General features: G+C 53.5%; 20 protein-coding genes. 8 read left to right on the top strand and 12 right to left on the bottom strand.

The annotated features are described in order from the left end of the window. Positions 1-35: 35 nt before the first annotated feature. From COO92_RS06450 to COO92_RS06435, 4 genes are all read right to left on the bottom strand, one after another. Positions 36-1,133 carry an ABC transporter ATP-binding protein gene (locus tag COO92_RS06450; RefSeq protein WP_101300728.1) on the bottom strand — a complete coding sequence of 366 codons (1,098 nt, stop codon included), beginning with the start codon at positions 1,131-1,133 and terminating at the stop codon, positions 36-38. Positions 1,134-1,239: 106 nt separating this feature from the next. Continuing rightward, a complete protein-coding gene (locus COO92_RS06445) occupies positions 1,240-2,394 on the bottom strand; it encodes an extracellular solute-binding protein (RefSeq protein WP_101300726.1) in 1,155 nt (384 codons plus the stop codon). 111 nt (positions 2,395-2,505) lie between these two features. Then, a complete protein-coding gene (locus COO92_RS06440; protein ID WP_240626346.1) occupies positions 2,506-3,354 on the bottom strand; it encodes an ABC transporter permease in 849 nt (282 codons plus the stop codon). Positions 3,355-3,365: 11 nt separating this feature from the next. Continuing rightward, positions 3,366-4,238, bottom strand: a complete 873-nt coding sequence (locus COO92_RS06435) for an ABC transporter permease (RefSeq protein WP_101300725.1) — start codon at positions 4,236-4,238, stop codon at positions 3,366-3,368. Between the two features lie 163 nt (positions 4,239-4,401). On the opposite strand from COO92_RS06435, the gene COO92_RS06430 reads away from it, so the two are divergent. Together COO92_RS06430 and COO92_RS06425 are read left to right on the top strand one after the other, a co-directional pair. After that, positions 4,402-5,346, top strand: coding sequence for a LysR family transcriptional regulator (locus COO92_RS06430; protein ID WP_240626345.1), 945 nt, complete (start codon positions 4,402-4,404; stop codon positions 5,344-5,346). A 159-nt stretch (positions 5,347-5,505) separates the two neighbouring features. Next, complete coding sequence (locus COO92_RS06425) at positions 5,506-6,192, top strand: GntR family transcriptional regulator (protein WP_206186368.1); 687 nt, start codon at positions 5,506-5,508, stop codon at positions 6,190-6,192. On the opposite strand, the gene COO92_RS06420 is transcribed toward COO92_RS06425, so the two are convergent. The 4 genes from COO92_RS06420 to COO92_RS06405 all read right to left on the bottom strand — a co-directional run bounded on the left by COO92_RS06420 (position 6,189) and on the right by COO92_RS06405 (position 9,580). Beyond that, positions 6,189-6,647 (bottom strand): type II 3-dehydroquinate dehydratase, encoded by a 459-nt coding sequence (locus tag COO92_RS06420; protein WP_101300721.1) that lies wholly within the window; start codon positions 6,645-6,647, stop codon positions 6,189-6,191. The genes COO92_RS06425 and COO92_RS06420 overlap by 4 nt on opposite strands. A 9-nt stretch (positions 6,648-6,656) precedes the next feature. After that, positions 6,657-7,958, bottom strand: coding sequence for a TRAP transporter large permease (locus COO92_RS06415; RefSeq protein ID WP_101300719.1), 1,302 nt, complete (start codon positions 7,956-7,958; stop codon positions 6,657-6,659). Beyond that, a complete protein-coding gene (locus COO92_RS06410; protein WP_101300717.1) occupies positions 7,955-8,506 on the bottom strand; it encodes a TRAP transporter small permease in 552 nt (183 codons plus the stop codon). Before COO92_RS06410 ends, COO92_RS06415 begins: the two co-directional genes overlap by 4 nt. A 72-nt stretch (positions 8,507-8,578) precedes the next feature. After that, a complete protein-coding gene (locus tag COO92_RS06405) occupies positions 8,579-9,580 on the bottom strand; it encodes a sialic acid TRAP transporter substrate-binding protein SiaP (RefSeq protein WP_101300715.1) in 1,002 nt (333 codons plus the stop codon). A 211-nt stretch (positions 9,581-9,791) separates the two neighbouring features. Here COO92_RS06405 and moaD point away from each other — a divergent pair, with 211 nt between their 5' ends. After that, positions 9,792-10,043, top strand: coding sequence for a molybdopterin converting factor subunit 1 (moaD, locus tag COO92_RS06400; protein WP_101300714.1), 252 nt, complete (start codon positions 9,792-9,794; stop codon positions 10,041-10,043). A gap of 73 nt (positions 10,044-10,116) precedes the next feature. Here moaD and choV read toward each other — a convergent pair whose 3' ends face one another. From choV to COO92_RS06385, 3 genes are all read right to left on the bottom strand, one after another. Further along, positions 10,117-11,313 (bottom strand): choline ABC transporter ATP-binding protein, encoded by a 1,197-nt coding sequence (gene choV, locus COO92_RS06395; protein ID WP_101300712.1) that lies wholly within the window; start codon positions 11,311-11,313, stop codon positions 10,117-10,119. Positions 11,314-11,315: 2 nt separating this feature from the next. Further along, positions 11,316-12,164, bottom strand: a complete 849-nt coding sequence (gene choW, locus COO92_RS06390; protein ID WP_101300710.1) for a choline ABC transporter permease subunit — start codon at positions 12,162-12,164, stop codon at positions 11,316-11,318. A gap of 127 nt (positions 12,165-12,291) precedes the next feature. Beyond that, on the bottom strand, positions 12,292-13,251 hold the full coding sequence (locus COO92_RS06385; protein WP_101300708.1) for a choline ABC transporter substrate-binding protein: 960 nt from the start codon (positions 13,249-13,251) through the stop codon (positions 12,292-12,294). 376 nt (positions 13,252-13,627) lie between these two features. Between COO92_RS06385 and betI the strand changes: the two genes are divergently transcribed. The 5 genes from betI to COO92_RS06360 all read left to right on the top strand — a co-directional run bounded on the left by betI (position 13,628) and on the right by COO92_RS06360 (position 20,772). Beyond that, positions 13,628-14,218: a choline-binding transcriptional repressor BetI gene (betI, locus tag COO92_RS06380; RefSeq protein WP_101300707.1), complete on the top strand. Its 591-nt coding sequence runs from the start codon at positions 13,628-13,630 to the stop codon at positions 14,216-14,218. Positions 14,219-14,280: 62 nt separating this feature from the next. Further along, complete coding sequence (gene betB, locus COO92_RS06375) at positions 14,281-15,738, top strand: betaine-aldehyde dehydrogenase (RefSeq protein ID WP_101300705.1); 1,458 nt, start codon at positions 14,281-14,283, stop codon at positions 15,736-15,738. A gap of 60 nt (positions 15,739-15,798) precedes the next feature. Then, on the top strand, positions 15,799-17,484 hold the full coding sequence (gene betA, locus COO92_RS06370; protein WP_101300703.1) for a choline dehydrogenase: 1,686 nt from the start codon (positions 15,799-15,801) through the stop codon (positions 17,482-17,484). A 157-nt stretch (positions 17,485-17,641) separates the two neighbouring features. Continuing rightward, on the top strand, positions 17,642-19,231 hold the full coding sequence (locus tag COO92_RS06365; protein WP_101300702.1) for an L-serine ammonia-lyase, iron-sulfur-dependent, subunit alpha: 1,590 nt from the start codon (positions 17,642-17,644) through the stop codon (positions 19,229-19,231). A 224-nt stretch (positions 19,232-19,455) separates the two neighbouring features. Then, entirely contained in the window at positions 19,456-20,772 is a 1,317-nt protein-coding gene (locus COO92_RS06360) for an NAD(P)/FAD-dependent oxidoreductase (protein WP_101300701.1), read from the top strand. Between the two features lie 10 nt (positions 20,773-20,782). On the opposite strand, the gene COO92_RS06355 is transcribed toward COO92_RS06360, so the two are convergent. Continuing rightward, the gene (locus COO92_RS06355) at positions 20,783-21,487 is read right to left on the bottom strand and encodes a cysteine hydrolase family protein (RefSeq protein WP_101300699.1); all 705 of its coding nucleotides are present in this window, start codon (positions 21,485-21,487) and stop codon (positions 20,783-20,785) included. Positions 21,488-21,502: the final 15 nt, after the last annotated feature.

The following is a 21,502-nucleotide window of genomic DNA, read 5'->3' as shown; positions in this document are numbered from 1 at the left end:
GATCCGGTCAGATTGGCAAATCAATCTTGGTGAAATCAATCCTGGTGACCGGGCAACAACACACAATTACGGGCAGCGATATGCATAAAGATATCGGCACCTTCCTGATGGGGGCGGGCATCTATCGGATTTATGACCTGCCAATCGCGGCCATTTGCTTCGACAAAATATCGGGCCTGTTGACCGAGATAATCGACAGTCTTGATCTTGCCGGGAATGGAAATGACGCCGTCTCCCGATCCGTCCTGTTCGGACAGACCAATTTTTTCCGCCCGAATAACTGCGCGGACGTCTTTGGAGCCATTGGCCTTGGCCGTTTGCTCATCGGTGGTCAAAAGCGTTTCGCCCGATTGCAAGTTTACATTGGTAAAGGCCGCATCGGGACCGCCAAGGGCCCCGGCAATGATGTTTGAATGGCCAAGGAAGTCGGCAACAAAGGCCGACGCCGGATTGTTATAGACGTCTTGGGGCGCGCCTTCCTGTTCGACAAAGCCATTGTTCATCACAACAAGTTTGTCAGACATCGCCAATGCCTCGGACTGGTCATGGGTGACGAATACCGTGGCAATACCCAGTTCGCGCTGAATGCGTTTAAGCTCGACGCGCATTTCTTCGCGGAGATTGGCATCAAGGGCCGATAGCGGTTCATCAAGCAGCAAAACATCGGGTTCAATCACGATGGCACGTGCAAGCGCGATACGCTGTTGCTGGCCACCGGAAAGCTGACTGGGATAGCGTTCGGCAACATTGGGCAATTGCACCAGATCAAGGGCCCGATTGACCTTGTCGCGGATGTCAGACTTGCTGATTTTGCGGTATTTCAGGCCAAAGGCAATATTGTCGAAAATCGATTTATGGGGGAACAGGGCATAGTTCTGAAACACAAGGCCCAGATTGCGCTTGTGGATCGGCAGGCTGTTGACCCGCTTACCCCGGATCAGCAAATCGCCCTCTGTGATATCGGTCAAACCGGCAATCATGCGCAATGTCGTGGTTTTGCCACAGCCCGACGGACCCAGAAACGTGACGAAACTGTTGTCTGGTACGGTCAGGTCAATGCGTTTGACGGCAGTAAATTCGCCGTAGCGTTTGACGACATTTTGCAGTTCAACGGCGTTTTTGGTGTCTGCCATTGTTAAATACCCTGTCAGAAATAAGCCGCAGCTTGAAAAAGGCGGCGAAGGTGTCCTGGCCGGTTGTGCAATGGCCAGGACACCGGTTCACGTAAGCAGGCGGGGCTTAGTAGCCGCGCTGCACACGGGAGAAGGTTTTCGACCAGTCAGCTTCGTTTTCGTTCCAATACGCCGGATCGAAGAAGCTGAGTGATGAAAGCGTTCCGGACGGATCGAATGCTGGCAAGGTCGGGATGATCTTGCCAAGTTCGACTTTGTTCGGATCAAGGGCAGGCGGATAGCTTTGACCTTCGGCAACCGCAATCGCGACTTCTGGCTCAAGCATGAAGTTCAAAAGCTCTTCACAGGCAGCCATCGGGCTTCCGCGCAGGACAAAGATACATTCCTGCCACCCCAGACCACCGGCCGGATCATGATAGCCGATGTCATGGCCCTGATCCTGAAGTGCCTTGATACGGCCAGACCAGCCTTCGGTGACATAGATTTCTTCTTCGGCCAGAAGGCTCATCAATTCGGCCCCTGAACTCCAATACTTAAGAGCCAGATCGCGATGCGAACGGATCATGTCCCAAACCGCATCAATGTCCTTGATGTTGTTCGGATCCTGATCGGACTGAAGTGCGCCGTACCAGATACGGGTTTTCCATTCACCCCAGCCGCCGATTTTGCCTTTGTAGGCTTCATCGACCATCAGTTTTGCACCTTTGGCCTTGGCTTCTTCATCGCTGATGTATTTGCGGTTATAGGCAATGCCGGTGGTACCATAGTCATATGGTACAGCCGACAGGGTGCCGCCGGTGATTTTGCGCAACGGCTCAATCAGGCTGGGAATGACGTTTTTAAGGTTTGGAATGTTGTCTTCGTTCAGTTCCGACGTCAGTTCCAGGCCATGATAACGGGCATAGTCAAACACACCGGAAAGATGGGCGAGGTTAAACTCACCCGGCTGACCGGCTTTGACACGCGCGATATATTCATCCGCCCCGCCAAAGGTGCCCGAGACAACGTCGATGCCGGTTTTTTCAGTATAGGGTGCAAAGGCATATTTCTCAAACGCCTCGGACACAACGCCGCCCCAGCCGTCAAAGCGGACCTGTTCAGGTGTTGCGGCATGTGCCTTGCGAGCCAGCATGCCCATCGGGCCACCCGTGACACCGGCAACAACACCGGCAGCACCAAGGGCGGTCAGGAAAGTACGGCGGCTGATGTCACCGTCGCGATAGCGATTAAGCAGGCGTTCGTAACGTTTGGTATCGTCCATTTAGGCCTCCTGGTAAGGAATTATCCGTTAATCGGTTATGTTCTTGGTCGTTGTTATTGTATTGGTCTTGTTGTTGGTTTTGGCGGTTTCCCGCGATATCTAAAGTCCATATTAAGCAGTTTGTTCAGAGCTGTTATTGGCACGGTTATTTGTTCTGTTACTGGCGCGTATTTTGCGCATTGAAAGAACGCGTGATACCGATGCGGCCACCAGCGGCAGCGCAATGGTAAAGATCACCATCACAGCGCCCAGTGCGTTGATTTCCGGGCTAATGGAATTGCGCAGCATGGCGAAAATCTGGGTCGGAACGGTTTCAACGCCACCGGGTTTCCAGAACAGCGTGCCAGTGATGTCATCAAAGGAAATCGTGAATGAAAACAGCATCCCAGCCATCACCGCCGGCAGCATCAAGGGCAGGGTGATTTCAAAGAATGTCTGGATCGGTGTGGCGCCAAGGCTCATGGCGGCTTCTTCGACGTCGCGGCGGATGGAGACAAGCCGGGCCTGAACCACCAGCACAACAAACGGCAGGGTAAAGACCACATGCCCCATCAAAAGAAGGCCAAAGCTTTTGGGCATGGACAGGAACTGCAAGAACAGCAGCAATGCCACAGCCAGAACGACTTCCGGGATCAGGATCGGGGCAACCAACAGGGTCGAAATGGTCCGTTTTCCCGGAAAATCGTATCTGACCATGGCAAGGGCGGCGAGGGTGCCCAATGTGGTCGAAACCGCACTGGTCAAAAGCCCCAGCAAGAGCGATGTTTTAAACGCCCGCACAATGGCATCATTGTTCCAAAGCGCATCAAACCAGCGCAACGAGAATCCCTCGATCGGAAACCCGCCAAACTGATTGGCGTTAAACGCCAGCAGGATCACAACCGCGACCGGGGCAAACAAGAACAGATAGACAAGGATCGTGGCAATTCGGATCAGGGACCAGCCAGACATGATTTTCATCTTCTTGCCCCTTACTTGAAACTCTTGGCGATTTGATCGACGCCAAGATAACGGGTGTAGATGACGACCAGCACACCCAAAAGGGCCAGCAGGACGAGTGAAAGTGCCGATCCAAGCGGCCAGTTGAGCTGGGTGACGATGGCCTCAAACACCAGATTGGCAAACATCGCATCGCGCGGTCCGCCCAGAACAATCGGGGTGATATAGGTGCCCGCTGCCAGCACAAAGCAAAGAAGCGATCCGGCGGCCAAACCCGGCATGGATAGCGGCAAGGTGACTTCGCGAAATGCCTGCCATCCCGTGCAGCCAAGACTTTGGGCAGCTTCGGTCAGGTTTTTATCAATGCCATCAAGGCTGACATAGACATTGAGGATCATGAACGGCAGCAGATAATGCACCAGACCCAACACAACGGTCGTCTGGTTATAAAGCATCTGGATCGGTTCATCGATGATGCCAATCGACAGAAACAGCGTGTTGAGCGCGCCCGATGTGCCCAGGATATTGATCCACGACATGGTGCGGATGATGTAGCTGATCCAGAATGGCAGCATCAGCATCAAAAGCAAAAATGCCTTGGACTTCATCGGCGTATTGGCCACGAAATAGGCCGGGATATAGCCAACAAACGCACAAATTACCGTGGTGTAAAAGGCAATGGCAAAGGTCTGAAACAGGATATCGCGGTAAAACCTGTCGCCCAGCACTTCGATCCAGTTATCAAGATAGAAGCCAACCTGATCCGCCCCGGTTGCGGTGCGCAGCCAGAACGAATACACGACGATAAACAGCATCGGGATGATGAGTAACAACCCGACTGTTGCCAGCGATGGTGATAACAGCACCCACGGGGCTCTGCGCTCCCCGGCGATATCTGCGGCCATTTATGCCTCCCGTTATGTGCTCCGGCTGTGCCGTGCGAATTTATTTGGCCGTGATTAAATGGTGAAGCTATTCCACCCCAGACTTGCATATAGCGCAAATAGATAAGTAGAATAGATCCCATAGCCAATGTCTATGGGTGCAAAGGAATGGGGAGAAACGGGTATGAATGAACTGCTGCGCCGCCAGTTTGACTGGAACCTTTTGCATACCTTTACCGTGATTGTCGAAGAACGCTCCATCACCGGGGCGGCCAATCGGCTGTTGTTGCGCCAACCCAGTGTGAGCAACGCGTTGAAGCGGCTTGAAGACCAGATTGGTGCGCGGTTGATTGACCGCGAACGCGGCCGGTTTGAGGTCACCGAACAGGGGTTGGCACTCTATCATGAGTGCCGGGAAATATGCGGCGCTATTGGGCGATTGTCTGATGTAATGTCAGACAGCGGCAATCAATTGACCGGGCATTTGCATCTTTGGTTGGCCAGTCATGTGGTGTTTCCGCCACTTGATGATGCGTTGTTCGAGTTTAACCGATCCCATCCGGAAGTGACCTATGAGATCAATGTCGCGACATCGGGCCATGTGATTGATCAGGTCCTGTCCCAGCAGGCCAGCTTTGGCATCTGCCTGGTTCGCGAACAGCATCCCCGATTGGAATATCGCCGACTTTACCGCGAACATTTCGGGTTTTTCTGTGGGCCGACCCATCACTTGTTTGGCCGAAAGGACCTCAAACTCGCCGATTTAAAAAGCGAGGCCTTTGTGTCCTTCTCCACCGATCAGCTTTCCGACGCACTGGCACCTGTGGCGGTTTTGCGCGCACAGGAAGGCATGAAGGGTAAGGTGGTTGCGGTCAGTCCCCACCTTGAAGAAGTCCGGCGGTTGATCAATGCCGGGCTTGGCATTGGGCCGCTTCCGATCCACGTTGTGCAGAATGCCACGGAACGGGGGCAGCTTTGGCGGTTGCCGCCCTATGACGCCCCGCCCGCAATTGACATTTACCTTGTCACCAATCCGCGCATGTCGCAAAGCCGGGCGGAGCGGTTCTTCATCGACAATCTAACGGCACGGTTGGAAAACGCGCCTGAGGGATACTTTGTATATCCCTGATGGCTGGTACAGGGTGCGTGGGATGAGTGTGGTCTTCGAAAGACCAAATGAACAATATTGGCAAAATATATATTTTTTCAATTTTGCCTTATATTTTGGATAATATATTGTAAAGTATTGAAATAATGTAATTGAATTGGTTTAGAGACCGTATCGCGCATGAAACACAAGTCATTTTTTATTGCCTCAGAGAACGAAACCGTTGGTGAGGTTGCCTTTCGCAATATTCGTGCGGATATTATCCGTGGCAAATTAAAACCGGGTCAGAAGTTGAAGCTGGAAAAGCTGAAAGCTGATTACGGTGTGGCGGTGCCGACATTGCGTGAAATCCTTAGCCGACTGGCCGCTGAAGAATTTGTCGTGGCCGAAGGCCAGCGAGGCTTTGAAGTGACCAGTGTGTCCGAGGCTGGACTTCGCGATATTGCCGCATTGCGGTTGTTACTTGAAACCCATGCTTTGCGCCAATCCATCGCCACCGGGGATCTTCAGTGGGAAGCCCGGGTTGTGTCGTCGCACTACATGCTTAAGGTTGTTGAAACCAAGCTGATAGACGGTGACATCAGTCAGGTTGAACAATGGGTACAGCAAGATTGGGAATTCCATCATGCAACCATTTCGGCCTGTGCATCCCCCGCGATGATGGCGGCCCATTCAACCGCATTTGACCGTTTCCTGCGCTATCACATGCTGGTTCTTGATTTTCGGGGGAAACCGGCGGCCGATGAGCACGCACAACTGCGTGATCTTGTGATTGCGCGCGATGCCGAGGCCGCGATAAAGCTTTTGACCAGCCATGTCGAAAGCGGATTAAACCACGTACTCGGCACCGGAAAAATCCCTGCTTAGGCGGGGACCGTTTCCTTTTCTGCTTCGGTGATCATTTCCTTTAGGGCCTGAACTGCGGTGGGATACCCACGTGCGCCCAGCCCGGCAATGACAGACGTCACAACCCCTGACATCAATGACTTGTGATACATCGGTTCGCGCCGGTGAATGTTGGTGATGTGCAGCTCAATCGCCGGAGCAGGGAACATTTTCAGGGCATCCATGATCGCCATGGATGTGAATGTATAGGCCGCCGGGTTAATGACAAGTCCGGCTGCCTCGTCGCTGGCTTCATGAAGCCAGTCGATCAACTGGGTTTCAGAATTGCTTTGGCGAAACTCAAGTGGCGTATCACCAGCCGCTGCGCGACACATTTTTTCAACATCAGCAAGCGTTGTGTGACCATAGATTTCCGGTTCACGACGGCCAAGACGGTTCAGGTTGGGGCCGTTCAGGACGTAAATGGGTTTTGACATGGGATCCTCTTAACCTTTGTAACCGAAGACTCTGGGCAGCCAGAGCGCGATGTCGGGCACCAGTGTAAACAACAGCAATGCAACGAGCATGGCCGTTAAGAATGGGAAAATTTCACGGGCAATTTCACGCAATGGGCGCTTTGAAATTGCCGTCATGACGAACAGCAATAATCCGTATGGCGGTGTGATCAGGCCGATCATGATGTTGATCACGCAGACCACGCCAAAATGCACCAGATCAATGCCCAGCATGTTTGCCGTTGGAATAAAGACAGGCACGATCACCAAAAGAATGGTGGTGCCTTCCAGCAGGCAGCCAAGCACAAGCAAGATGACATTGACCATTAACAGGAACGTCACCGGCGAAAGATCAAATCCACCCAGCCAGACGCTAAGGATTGATGGGATGTTTTCAACAGTCACAACATAGTTAAAGACCATTGCGCCTGCGATCAGCATGCCAATCGATGTTGTTGTTCGCGCACTTGATAACAGGGAATGATACAGGTCGCGGAAACTGACGCTGCGATACAGGAACGCCGATACAAGCAAGGCATAAAGGGCCGCGATGGCCGCAGCCTCGGTCGGGGTGGTTACACCTCCGTAAATACCGCCCAACAGGACAACAGGCATCAAAAGTGCCGGAAACGCATTCAGGGTAACTTTGGGCAGTTCACGCAGAGGTACCGGGGCTTCAACCGGGAAATTGCGCCGACGGGCCGAAAACACGATATATCCGGCCTGAAACAGGCCCATAATAATGCCCGGAACGACGCCCGCCAAAAACAGATACCCAATTGATGCGTCGGATACGAGCGCATAGACCACCATCGGAATGGATGGTGGAATAATCGGGCCAATCACGGCGGAGGCCGCAGTAAGGGCCGCGGCGAAGGCGGGCGGATATTTGCCGTCTTTGGTCATCATACGTTGCATCATCTTGCCCGTGCCCGCCGCATCGGCAATTGCCGATCCTGACATGCCCGCAAAGATGATGCTTTGAACGACGTTGACCAAGGCCAAGCCGCCGGGAAAACGCCCAACAACAGCGTTGCAGAACCCCAGAAGACGCATTGTCATGGTGCCGGAGTTCATCAGTTCGGCCGCCAGAATGAACAGGGGAACCGCCAGCAGGATATAGCTTGAAAACATACCGTTCAGCAGCTGTTCGGAAGCCGTCCCCATATCCAGCCCGGATATCAGCAAATACAGGATCGAGGACGCAATCATCGCGTGCCCGATTGGCAAGCCAAGAAGGCTGAGGCAGACAATCGAGATGATGCAAAGTGTGAAAGGATCAACAAAGCTCATGGGCGGGTATCCGTGTCTGAGTGATCCAGAGGATCAGGCGCGTTTTCATGCAGTGTACCGGTGGGGAATGCTTCCTTGCCCCGGAGTGCTGCAATAAGAATCCACGTGTAACGGATCAGGATCGCAACGGCGAAAATCACATAGATTGAAAAAAGCCAGTCAAACCGGATGTCGAGATATGACGTGTCCTGAATTTTCATGAAGGTCACGAAATCCCAAGTCGCTGGGAGCGATACCCCATACAGGAACAGCAGTGCGAGTGCCGCGAGAATGGTCATGACGCGGCGGACTTTTCGCGGTACCGCGCTATAGACGATGTCAAAACGGATTTCATCGTCTTCACGCAAAACAAATGCAGCCCCCCATAGGACGATCCACAGCCACATGATGATTGTGAGTTCCGATGCGCCGCCAATCGGGAAGTTCAGCAAATAGCGACATGCCACCTGAACGATAAAGGCACCGAACATTACCGCAAGCATCAGGGCTGCGATGTTCTCGGCCCGGCGATGTAGCCATTGGCCGATCTGTCTGATCTTGTTCGTCATGTATTGTGACCCAGTCTGCGCGCGCAGGGTTGCCCCTGCGCGCGGTGTTATCTTTACGTCGGAAGACGGTGCTTAAAGCGCATTGATGCGTTCAAGCATGCCTTTCGGCCAATCTTTCGACAGGTCCGATTCAAGATACATCTTCTGGGCATGGGCGCGGAAGGCATCTACATCAGGTGTGTAGATTTCAAGGCCTTGCTCCTTAAAGAAGTCGGCCAGTTTCTGCTCGCGGGCAAGGTGCTGTTCCTGACTCCAGTTGATGGCGTCATCAGCAGCCTTCTGGAATGCTTCTTGTTCGTCAGCTCTCAGATCGTCCCAGACCTTGGACGAAACAACCAGCATGTCATACGCAACAAGATGCGAGGTCAATGCGATCTGCTTCATGACTTCATAGAACTTCATGTTCTCGACATTTGGCAGCGGATTGTCCTGACCATCAATCGCACCGGTCTGAAGGCCGGTATAGACTTCGGCATATGCCATCGGGGTTGGATTGGCACCAAGCGCCTTGCCAAGGAACTGCCATGCATCGCCGCCGGGCATGCGCAATTTGATGTCTGCCATGTCTTCGGGCGTATTGATCTTTTGATCCGTGCGCAGGCCGACCTGACGGGTACCAAAATAGGTTGGGCCGAGAATATGAATGCCCAGCTGGTCTTCGGCCAGTGACTTCATTTCCTGACCGGCGTCACTTTTAAAGAATTTCCGCATGTGATCGGCATCGCGGAACAAATAGGCCGAGCTCAGGATCGAGAAAGCCGGAACCTGTGTCGCGATGTCTTGCGGGGAAACGTTCCCCATTTCGAGGTTGCCGCGCTGGATCGCAAGGATTTCGGTGGTCTGCTTGAACAGGTTGCCGCCGTAATACAGCTCAGTTTCATAGTTGTCGCCAAGATCGGCCGCGAATTTCTTCATCATGTCGGCACGGATGTCTTGTTCCGAGAAAACGGCCGAAAAACGAAGTTTTGTTTTTTCAGCAGCGCTCGCAACATTGCCAAAACCAAGCAATGCGACGGTTCCGATTGCAGCAATGCCTGTTGCCAGTATTGACCGGCGGGTGAAGGTGCGTGTCATCTTATGCCTCCCTAGATGTGTTGTTTGTAAGACACTATCACTTTTGTAAGGTGATTTTGATTATATATGCGAAAAATGATGGTGCTGCAAGGCAGAAGCCCGCACGCGGTCATGAGCGCACCAGTGGTTATCGCGTGCGATGGGGGCTTGTGCGGCGTCTTTGAATGCGCAACGATGCGGCAACAGATGAATTTGAAGTACGGAAAATGAAATGAAGCTGGTCTATTTCTCGTGGGTCAAAGACCGTATCGGCATGGCCGAAGAAACCGTTGAACTGCCAGAAGATGTGAAAACCGTTGCCGATCTTTTGGAATGGTTGCCTGGACGCGGGGCGAATTTCGCCGATGCGCTGGCCGAGCCTGCGATTATCCGGGTTGCGGTTGATCAGGAATATGCCACACCGCAAACCGATGTGACCAAGGCATCCGAAGTTGCCTTATTCCCGCCGGTAACGGGCGGATAGGTTGTATTTGCATTCCTCATACAAAAATGGCGGCCCATGATTGAGCCGCCATTTTTAATGTGATGATTTGAAGTCAGTCCGGTGCAGATGCGGTCTGCGTCAGGCTGTCAAAGAATTCCCGACGGCCCAAGGTGCCCGATATCTTGCCCTCGCGGGTCAGGATGACCGGGTTCTGGGTGATCGACCGCATTTCAATCAGGACCTTAAGCAACACGTCATCAGGTGCGACAAAGATCACCGAGTTATCGGTGGCATCAAGATCGACGGGCAGGGTGCCATCATAAGTGATCAGCTTAAGCTGTCCGCTTTCAGTCGTGCTGGCGGCCTGAACCACCCCATCATCAAGCGTGATGCGAAGATCTTCATCGTCAATCGCGACGTCCCCGGTTGCGTCGCGTTGATCCTTGGTCACGCGATGCATGATTGCCCGTCCGCGCAGGATATTGACCGGATTCATATGGGCGACAAAGTCGGCAACATATCCATTGGCCGGACGAAGCGCGATGTCTTCGGGCGTGCCGTGCTGAACGACATAGCCGCCTTCCATGATCGCGATGGAATTACCAAGTTTCATGGCTTCATCAAGGTCATGGCTAACAAACAGAATGGTCTTGTTCAGCTTTTCCTGAAGATCAAGCAATTCGTCCTGAAGGCGGTTACGGATCAGCGGATCAAGTGCCGAAAACGGCTCATCCATCAAAAGGATCGGCGCGTCGGTGGCAAACGCGCGTGCAAGGCCAACACGTTGCTGCATACCGCCCGACAGTTCATGGGCATATTTATCCGCCCACTGATCTAGGCCGACAAGGGCCAGCTTTTCATCGACGATGTCGCGGCGTTCCTTTGGGGCAAGGCCGCGGAGCTCAAGCCCGAAACCGACATTCTCGGCAACGGTCCGCCACGGCAGAAGGCCAAATTGCTGAAACACCATGGCGACACACTCACGGCGCAATTTGCGCAACGTCGGGCCATCACACTTTGTGACGTCGACCGACCAGTCGCCATCATATACCCGCAGCGACCCGCGTGAGACTTTGTTCAACCCGTTCACACAGCGTAAAAGCGACGATTTACCAGACCCTGACAGACCCATTAGAACGCAAATCTCGCCCTGTGGGACATTGAAGCTGACATCGGCAACGCCAAGAACGTTGTTTGTCACCTTGGCGATTTCTGCGCGTGTTTTGCCTTCATCAAGCAGTTTTAGTGATTCTGCCTGACGGTTGCCAAAGATCACGTCAATATTATCAAATTCAACAGCATTGCTCATGATCACTGCCCCGATGTTTCGTTGTTATCACGACGGCAGATGCGGTCCAGCACAATGGCAAGGATCACAATCGCAAGACCGGCCTCGAACCCTTGGGCAATGTTCACGGTATTAAGGGCGCGCACAACCGGTTTGCCAAGGCCATCTGCCCCGACAAGGGCAGCAATCACCACCATCGAAAGTGACAACATGATGCACTGGGTCAGACCGGCCATGATCGATGGCATGGCGGACGGCAGTTCGACCTTAAACAGCAACTGGCGCGGCGTGCAGCCAAAGCTTTCGCCCGCTTCAAGCAGTGCCTTTGGCGTACTGGAAATGCCAAGATGTGTCAGGCGGATCGGGGCGGCAATGGCAAAGATGACGGTCGAAATCAGACCCGGTACAACCCCTAGGCCAAACAGGATCAGGGTCGGGATCAGATAGACAAAGGTCGGGATCGTCTGCATCAGATCAAGAACCGGACGCATGGCTTGATACAGCCACGGGCGGTGGGCGGACGCCACACCAAGCGGCACCCCGATAACCATGCAAAACAGCGACGCATAGATCACAAGCGCCAGCGTTTCCATGGTTTCTTCCCAATAGCCAAGATTGACGATCAACAGCAGGGAAAGAATGGTAAAGGCGGTCAGTTTCCAGGACCTATGCAACACAGCAGCAAGTGCGCCAAATCCGGCAATAATCAAAAGCGGTGGGAGCCACAGCAGAAAATCGATGGTGTTTTCAATAATGAATTCAAGAACATCCGAGATGGTATAGAAAACGAAATCGGCATGTTCGTTAAGCGCATCCATCAAAGACGAAATCCACTGTCCCAGCGGAATCTTTGTTTCCGTGAGCCATTCCATGGGAATATTTCCGTTTGTTTTTAAAATCAGTTAAATGCACGATACGCCCACGCAAAGGTCCGAATTATCGGGTGCGGGGCGTATCGGCAGGATCATAAAACCGGACGTTGCCGGTTAGATGTGAAGCTTAAAGGCCAAGATCGCTTTTAAGGGCAGCCTTGGCATCGCCACCGTCAAAGGTGGTCACACCGTCAAGCCATGCATATGCCGCGTCCGGGTTGGCTTTAAGCCAGGTGGAGGCTGCTTTGGCCGGGTCGGTACCATCGTTCAGGATCGCATCCATGATTTCGTTTTCCATGGCGAGGCTGAATTTCAGGTTGGTAACGAATTTACCGGCGTTCTGACATTCATCGGTGTAACCGGCACGCAGGTTGGTGTGAACCGTGGCACCGCCAAAGTTCGGACCAAACACGTCGTCACCACCATCAAGATAGGCCATGTCGTATTTCGCGTTCATCGGGTGCGGTTCCCAGCCAAGGAAGACGATGAACTGATCGCGCGATGATTTGCGCTTAACTTCCGACAGCATGCCCTGTTCAGAAGATTCAACCAGCTCAAATCCGCTGAGACCGAACTGATCACCATCGATCATGTCCTGAATCAGGCGGTTGCCATCGTTGCCCGGTTCAATGCCATAAATCTCGCCATCAAGTTTGTCTTTGAACTTGGCGATATCAGCGAAATCTTTCAGACCTGCGTCATAGGCGTTCTTGGAAACCGCAAGGGTGTATTTCGCCCCTTCAAGGTTTGCACCGGCGCTAACAACCGTTCCTTTGTCAAGGTAGGGCTTGATATCAGCGGCCATGGTTGGCATCCAGTTGCCAAGGAATACGTCAACGTCGCCATTGGCAAGGCTGGTGTAGGTTACGGGAACCGACAGAAGTTCGGTTTCGGTGTTATAGCCCAATGCGTCGAGAATAACCGATGCGGTTGCCGTGGTTGCGGTGATGTCGGTCCAGCCAACATCAGAGAACGTCACGGTTTTGCAGGCTTCGCTATCAGCAGCCTTGGCACTTGCCGCACCAAAAAGTGCACCGGCAATAATGGTGCTGCCAAGAAGACGGCCGAAAGTGGAAAGATTGGTCATGTTTCTGGTTCTCCCTTGTGTAAACCTAATGTTACTGCGGACCGCAATCGGCGGTCTGCAGAAGCTCTCGGTTCCGGAGGCCAGACGAACATCAACGCAATATCGTTGTCGCTAACACTCGCCCAGAGCCATACGAAAAGGTTCCCCCGAACCTGTCCGTATGGACCGGAATAATCACAAAAACAGCCGCAAAGCCGCGCAGCAAAGGAAGCACCCTTGATCATTGCGCCGCAAATATCGGCGTGTTTTATTGATTGATTGTTCAATTAAAATACAGCATATTCCCGATACGTCAATTAAGAAGGGTTAAAAAGTACGCTGCATGACGTTGCAGCGGTTTCAAGCCCTTCAGATCGCTTTGAATTGGATTGCTTGAATGCCCAAAGTTGGTATGCAGCCTGTACGCCGCAGGCAGTTGATCGACGCAACGATTGAAACCATTCACCGCCATGGGTTTGCCGATACGACGATTTCGCGTATCGCAAGTGCGGCGGGGATGTCATCGGGCATTATTTCGCATTATTTCGGTGGCAAGAACGCGTTGCTCGAAGCAACCATGCGGTTTCTGATGCAGGAATTGCGCAACGATTACCTCATGCGTCTGGATCGTGCCAAGACGCCGATTGATCGGCTCGAAGCGATTGTAAACACCAACTTTAACGAAGAACAATTCACCCCACAGGTGACTGTGGCGTGGTTGTCCTTCTGGGCGCAGGTGCCGTTTTCAAAGGCGTTGCACCGGATCAACAGCATCTATTTCCAGCGACTGGCATCCAATTTACGCCACGAGCTGCGCCAACTGACAACAGATCAGCGGGCAGACGAAATTTCGGCCGCAATGGCGGCCATGATTGATGGCATCTGGGTACGTTCGGGGCTTTCGTCCGGACGCGCAGATGTCGGGGCCGCGCGTGTGATGGTTCTGGGTACCATGCATCTCTATTTGGCCAATTCGCCGGCGCGCTGAGCCGAACAGACACACCAAGATCACGGTCGCCCGGTTTGGATGCGGCCCGCAGGAGTTTTGACATGAGCCTTTACCAGATACAGAATTTCATCAACGGCAAGAAAGCCAACGGTTCTGGCGCGGAAATGACCACGCTGAACCCCGCGACCAATACTGTTCTTGCCAAGGGCAATGAAAGTACAGCCGCCGATGTTGATGCGGCGGTAAAGGCCGCGCGGGCCGGATTTGAAATCTGGAAAGCGACACCTGCCGCACAGCGCGCGCGCGTGTTGTTCAAAGCAGCCCAGATTTTGCGCGATCGCAACGATGAACTGGCACTGGTTGAAACCCGCGATACGGGCCGCGCCATTCAGGAAACCGAAATTGTCGATGTGGTTTCCGGCGTCGAGTGCCTGGAATATTTCGCCGGTGTCGCCGGGAGCCTTGCGGGTGAGCATATCGATCTTGGGGCGAACTTTGCCTATACCCGCCGCGAAGCGGTTGGCGTTTGTGCCGCGATTGGCGCATGGAACTATCCGATCCAGATCGCCTGCTGGAAAGCTGCCCCGGCCTTGGCGTGCGGGAATGCGGTTGTTTACAAACCGTCCGAAGTCACCCCGCTGTCGGCGATTGCGGTGGCAGAAGCCTTGCAGGAAGCAGGTCTTCCAGATGGTGTTTACAATGTCGTGCAGGGTGCGCGCGAATGTGGTGCTTCGCTGGTTGAGCATCCCGGCGTGGATAAAGTATCGCTGACCGGGTCGGCGGCAACTGGGGCCAAGGTGGCGTCTGTTGCGGCGGGTGGCATGAAGGCCGTGACCATGGAGCTTGGCGGAAAATCACCGATGATCGTGTTTGAAGATGCCGATCTTGATAACGCGGTGTCGGGTGCGCAGATGGCGAACTTCTATTCATCGGGCCAGATTTGCTCAAACGGGACGCGGGTTTTTGTCCATGAAAGTGTCGCCGATGCCTTCATCGAAAAACTGATCGCGCGCAGCAAGGATCTTGTGTTGGGCGATCCGGAAAAGCCCGATACACAGGTCGGCCCGATTGTGACCAAAACCCAGTATGACCAGATCATGTCGTTCATCGAAACCGGCAAGAAAGAGGGCGCGAAATGCGTTCTGGGTGGCCATGCGGTTTCAGACGGCATGCCAGAAGGCGGTCTGTTTATTGCCCCAACGGTGTTTGCCGGATGTACTGATGACATGACCATCGTGCGCGAAGAAATCTTTGGCCCGGTGATGTCGGTTCTGACATTCACCGATGAAGACGAAGCCATCAAGCGCGCCAACGATACGCCATATGGCTTGGCGGCAGGCGTCTTTACCAAGGATTTGTCGCGCGGACATCGTGTTGTGTCGCGCCTTGAAGCAGGGACCTGCTGGATCAACACCTATAACATTACCCCGATTGAAATGCCGTTTGGCGGGGTCAAGAAATCGGGTGTGGGTCGTGAAAATGGCCGCGCGGCGATTGAACATTATACCCGTATCAAATCGGTCTATGTCGAAACCGGCGATGTAGAGGCGCCGTACTGATTGGCTTTTACCAATCAGAGAATGGCTGCGCGCAACGCTTGAAAGATAAAGGGATCAAACATGTCGACCCCGACCAAAACTGAAAAATATGATTACGTAATTGTCGGTTCTGGCTCCGCCGGGGCTGTTTTGGCCAACCGGTTATCTGAAGACCGTGATGTTAAGGTGCTTGTACTTGAAGCTGGCCCCGTCGATCATTGGTGGGATTGGCGCATTCATATGCCAACGGCTTTGTCCTATCCGATGCAGTCGGAAACCTATAACTGGGCCTATTGGACCACCCCACAAACCAATCTGAACAACCGCCGCATGGAAACGCCGCGTGGGCGGGTTTCGGGCGGTTCAAGTTCGATCAATGGGATGGCCTATGTCCGTGGTCACGCGCTTGATTACAATCGCTGGGCCGAAGAAGACGCCGCACTTAAGGAATGGGATTATGCGCGGTGCTTGCCCTATTTCCGCAAGGCCGATACCCGTAATGAAAATACCGGTGGCGATGAATATCACGGCGGGGATGGTCCGCTACATGTGACCACCGGGGCGTGCCAAAACGATCTTCACAAGGCATGGATGAAGGCCGGTGTTGAGGCCGGATATACCCATACTGACGATCAGAACGGCTATCGCCAGGAGGGTCTCGGGACCATGGATATGACGGTCTATAAAGGCCGTCGCTGGTCCACCGCACAGGCGTATCTTCACCCGGCAGCCAAGCGTGATAACGTCACAGTTTACAATAAGGCATTCGCGCAGCGCGTTGTTTTTGAAGGTAAACGTGCGATTGGTGTTGATTTCATCCACGAAGGCGAAACAAGGCGTGCCTTAGTTGACCGTGAAGTCATCCTATCGGCGGGATCAATCAATTCGCCCAAACTTTTGATGTTGTCGGGCATTGGTCCAGCGGCCCATTTGCGCGAACATGGCATTGATGTTGTCGCCGATCTTCCCGGCGTTGGTGAAAACCTTCAGGATCACCTTGAGCTTTATGTTCAAATGGAATGTACCAAACCGGTCAGCCTGAACAGCAAGCTTGATTGGTGGAGCAAACTTAAGATCGGTCTGGAGTGGTATCTGTTTAAAACCGGCCTTGGTGCGACCAACCATTTCGAGGCGGGTGGTTTCATTCGGTCCAAAGCAGGCGTCAAGCATCCGGACCTGCAATATCATTTCATGCCAGCGGCGATTAACTACAATGGGTCGAAGGCCGCCGAAGGTGATGGTTTTCAGGCCCACATTGGTCCGATGCGATCGAAATCACGCGGCACGGTGCGACTGGCGTCAGCAGACCCCAAAGACCGTCCGATCATTGATCCAAATTATATGAGCCATCCCGAGGACTGGGAAGAAATGCGCGCATCGGTGCGCCTGACCCGTGAAATATTTGGTCAGGAAGCCTTTGCCGATTTACGCGGGCGTGAAATTGCCCCGGGCAAAGACATTCAGACAGATGCGGAAATTGACGCATGGGTCGCCGATCACGCCGAAAGTGCCTATCACCCGTCATGTTCGTGCAAAATGGGCAGTGATGACATGTCGGTGGTTGATGCGCAAACCCGTGTGTATGGCGTCGAAGGCCTGCGCGTGGTCGATAGTTCAATCATGCCAACGATTGCCACAGGTAATCTGAATGCGCCGACCATTATGATTGGCGAAAAGGCGGCTGATATCATTCGCGGGCGTGATCCGCTGGCACCATCGAATGCGCCGTATTTCGTGCATCCTGAATGGGAAACCAAACAGCGTTAAAATGCTGCGAAGGACGCTATTTGTTCTTAAAATCCCCGGTCGATTGGCCGGGGATTTTTTGTTTGGGTGATTGCATTCGCATCATAAGCAGGTGATCATTCGAACATATTGTATCGACCACATCGCACTTTCCCGCGCCCCTTTAAAGTATCCTGTCATGCAAGAAATCAGTCTGCTGAATTCCGTTATTGGTCCCGTCATGCGTGGGCCGTCAAGTTCGCACTGTGCCGCGCCCTATATGATGGCGAAACTGGCGCGTGAACTGTCTTGCTCAAACGGGGAAGTGTTGAAAGATGCGGTTGTAAGGTTTGATCCACGCGGCTCTTTTGCGCCGGTGTATAAGGCGCAAAGTTCGGATGAAAATTTTGCTGCCGGTCTTGCCGGGGCGCAGCTTACCGATGCGGATTACCGCGATATCTTGCCGCGCGTGATGCGGGGAGAGGGATTTCAGTTCGCCATTGAGATATGTGAGCTTGAAAACAACAACCATCCTAACCGCGTTGACCTTGAACTGACGGTTGAAACCGTCGAGGGGGAAGCGCGAACCGATCTGTATGCCGGTGCATCAGTTGGCGGGGGGATGTATTACATCGACGCGATGAATGGTGCACCGGTTTTTCAAACGGGTAAAAGTGCCACTGTCTTTATCTGGGGCGAGGCTGCTGTTTTGGCGGTCGATGATATTGCCGGGCAACTGGCGGCTGGCGGCAACAAGCTGCTTGGAACATCGGTTGATCCGGAACGCAACCGCATTGAAGTTTCCCTGCAATCTTTGCCGAGTGCGGCTTTGATTGCCGCTGTGCGTGGGCGTGAGGGTGTTACTGACCTTCGGTATGCTGATGCATCGCAATATCCGGTTTGTGCGACCGATGATTTGTTTTCAACCAGTGATGCTGTGATCTCGGTTGCCGAGGAGCAGGGCGGATCATTGGCCGATGCCGCCCTTGTGCTGGAGGCCAAACGTCTTGGCCTGTCACGCGACGCGACGCGCGTCCTTTTCCGCGAACGGTGTGAGTTGATGTTGCGCGTGGTTGCCGAAGGGTTCGATGCCAAACCTGAAGACAACGTGATGCGGTTTTTAACTCTGCGCGCACGGAAAGTCCGCGATGCCAATCTGCCAGCTGGTCTTGGCGGTGCGGTTTTGCAGGATGCCATGGCGGGCGCACTGTCGGCGATGGAACGGGATTCAAACCGCGGGCTGGTCTGTGCCGCACCAACGGCGGGCAGTGCCGGTGTTGTGCCCGGAACGCTGTATGGCTTGATCCGCCATGAGATTGATATCGAAGGTGCCACCGATTCACTTCAGGTCATGGCTGTGATCGGGGCGGTGTTTGCCGCTCGCGGGACATTTGCCGCCGAATGTGGTGGATGTTCGGTCGAAACCGGCGCATCGGCCGCGATGGCGGCCGCAGGTGTTGCGCAAGCACACGGCGGGGATGCCAAGCAATGCTTTGACGCAGCCGCGATGTGTTTGATGAATACGCTTGGTCTGGTCTGTGATCCGGTCGGCGGGGATGTTGAAATTCCGTGTCATGCGCGCAATGTCGCGGGGGTATCACACGCCTTTTCATCGGCGATGGCCGTTCTGGCCGGGTTCGATGCGGTTCTGGCCTATGACGAACTGGTTGATCAGACAGTGAAAATTGGTGCGATGATGCATCCTGATTTGCGCTGCACAGCGCGTGGGGGCTGTGCCGCAACCAAAACCGCCCTTCGTATGGTCGAAGCTGTGACCCAAGGGGCCTAAGACTCTGTTTTAATTGCGCAGGTCTTGGTCGGTGAGATTAAAAAGGGCCGCAGGTATCGCGTTCTATCGGCGTCTTTGCGCAATCCTTTTTCCTTGGCGATGCCTATTTTGGTATAATCGGTGAAATCCATCCAAATAGAGCTGGAAACGGCTGTTTTCCCTTGATAGATGCCCCTGATCGGGCAGGATGTCGCGATAAAGAACAACCAAATTGAGGCTCCCTCGTGTTTACCCCGAATTTGCTGACCGCCAATGACAAGGCAGGAACCTATCCGGCATCCTATTATGCCGCGACCGCCAATACGACCGCTCCGTTCGAGACAATCGAAGGGGATCAGTCGTGCGATATTGTGGTCATTGGTGGCGGCTTTACCGGGTTGTCGTCAGCCTTGCATCTGGCCGAGCGTGGTTTTGACGTCATCCTGCTTGAAGCGCACCGGGTTGGCTGGGGGGCTTCGGGCCGGAATGGCGGGCAAGTCGGATCGGGCCAGCGGCGTGAACAAGATGACCTTGAAAAAATGGTCGGGCGCGATGATGCCAAAAAACTTTGGGATATTGCCGAGCAATCCAAGGATATTGTCAAATCCCTGATCACTAAACACGACATCAAATGTGATTGGAAACCGGGCATTTTACATGCGGATCATCGCGCGCGGTTTGTGTCAGATACCCATGCCTATACCGAAAAGCTGCAAAACGAATATGGCTATAACCAGATCCGCACTGTTGACCGTGCTGAAATGCGCGAGATGCTGGGGACGGAATTTTACCATGGCGGGTCGCTTGATATGGGGGCGGGGCACATTCATCCGCTGAACTTCGCGCTTGGTATTGCCGATGCAGCCCGCGTCGCAGGGGCACGCATTTTTGAAAATGCGGTGGTGACATCCTATGAAAACCAGTCGGGCAAGGTCATGGTTAAAACCAGCAACGGTGCGGTTGTTAGCGCTAACAAAGTGATCCTTGGCTGCAACGGGTATCTTGATGCTCTTGAAGACCGTGTGGCAAAGCGCGTGATGCCGATCAATAATTTCATCATTGCGACCGAGCCGCTTTCCGATGATTTGGCGCGCGACCTGATTCGCGACGATGTGGCGGTTGCCGATTCAAAATTCGTGATCAACTATTACCGGCTTAGTGCGGATAACCGCATGTTGTTTGGCGGCGGGGAGACCTATGGATATAATTTCCCCAAAGACATCAAATCGTTTGTGTCACCCCACATGATCGAAGTCTATCCGCAGCTGAAAGGCGTCAAAATCGATTATGGCTGGGGCGGGACACTTGCGATTACGATGAACCGCATGCCGTTCTTCCGTAAAATCGAAGATAACATCTTTACCGCAACCGGCTATTCCGGGCACGGCGTTGCCATGGCGACCCTGGCCGGGCAAATCATGGCCGATGCGGTTGCCGGAACGATGGAACGGTTTGATGTGATGTCGAACCTGAAAATTCCGGTCTTCCCGGGCGGCAAAGCATTGCGCTTCCCGCTTTTGGTCGCAGCAATGGTCTGGTATTCGATCCGCGACCGGCTTTAGGGTCTTAATCCTAAGCCGGTTCGTTTTGCTTGGTTGTTCTGTCTGAAACTGCATCGCCGGGTTTTTCTTCAATCCCGTCTTTTGCCCCAAGGGCGATAAGGCGGGATTTTGTTTTGCGCCAGCTTTGCGGATTGTGGGCCAGCGTGGTTGCGTCACTGAACGACACATCATAACCGCGATCAAGGGCGGCCTTCATGGTGGCGTTGACACAAAAATCCCCGTCCAGTCCGACAACGATCAATTTGCCAACATGATGCCGGTCGAGAACCCGCGACAATTCGGGTTCATGAAAGGCATCTGCGCGCGATTTAACGATGTCATGGTCGATATCGCCGTCAATCCGGGCATCAATGTCCAGCCCCTTTGATTTCGGGCTGCCGCGTCCTTCATTGAGCAATTTCACAAGAACGTTGATGTACCAGCCTGCAAATGTCTGTCGGATCGAAATGACCGGAGAACCATTGGCATTGGCGGTTTCGACAAGTTTGTTGATGGCCATGATGCCATTTGTCATCGCATCGGCGGGATAGGTGTGTTTTGCGCTGTCCGATGTAAAATCGTCTTGCAGGTCAATCAACAGAAGGGCGGTGTTTGGGCGTGATGCCGGGTCAATTTTCGGGCCGGTGCTGATGGCCAGATGACGGCGATGTCCGTACAGAGTATAGGCAATCAGTGCAATAAGCGGAATGGCGATAAGGATCATCGTTAGCCACATGGCAGCTTTCCCTGT

It is taken from the genome of Thalassospira lohafexi (assembly GCF_002844275.1).
In the GTDB taxonomy this organism is placed as follows: domain Bacteria; phylum Pseudomonadota; class Alphaproteobacteria; order Rhodospirillales; family Thalassospiraceae; genus Thalassospira; species Thalassospira lohafexi.
This window is presented reverse-complemented; position numbering and strand designations above follow the sequence as displayed.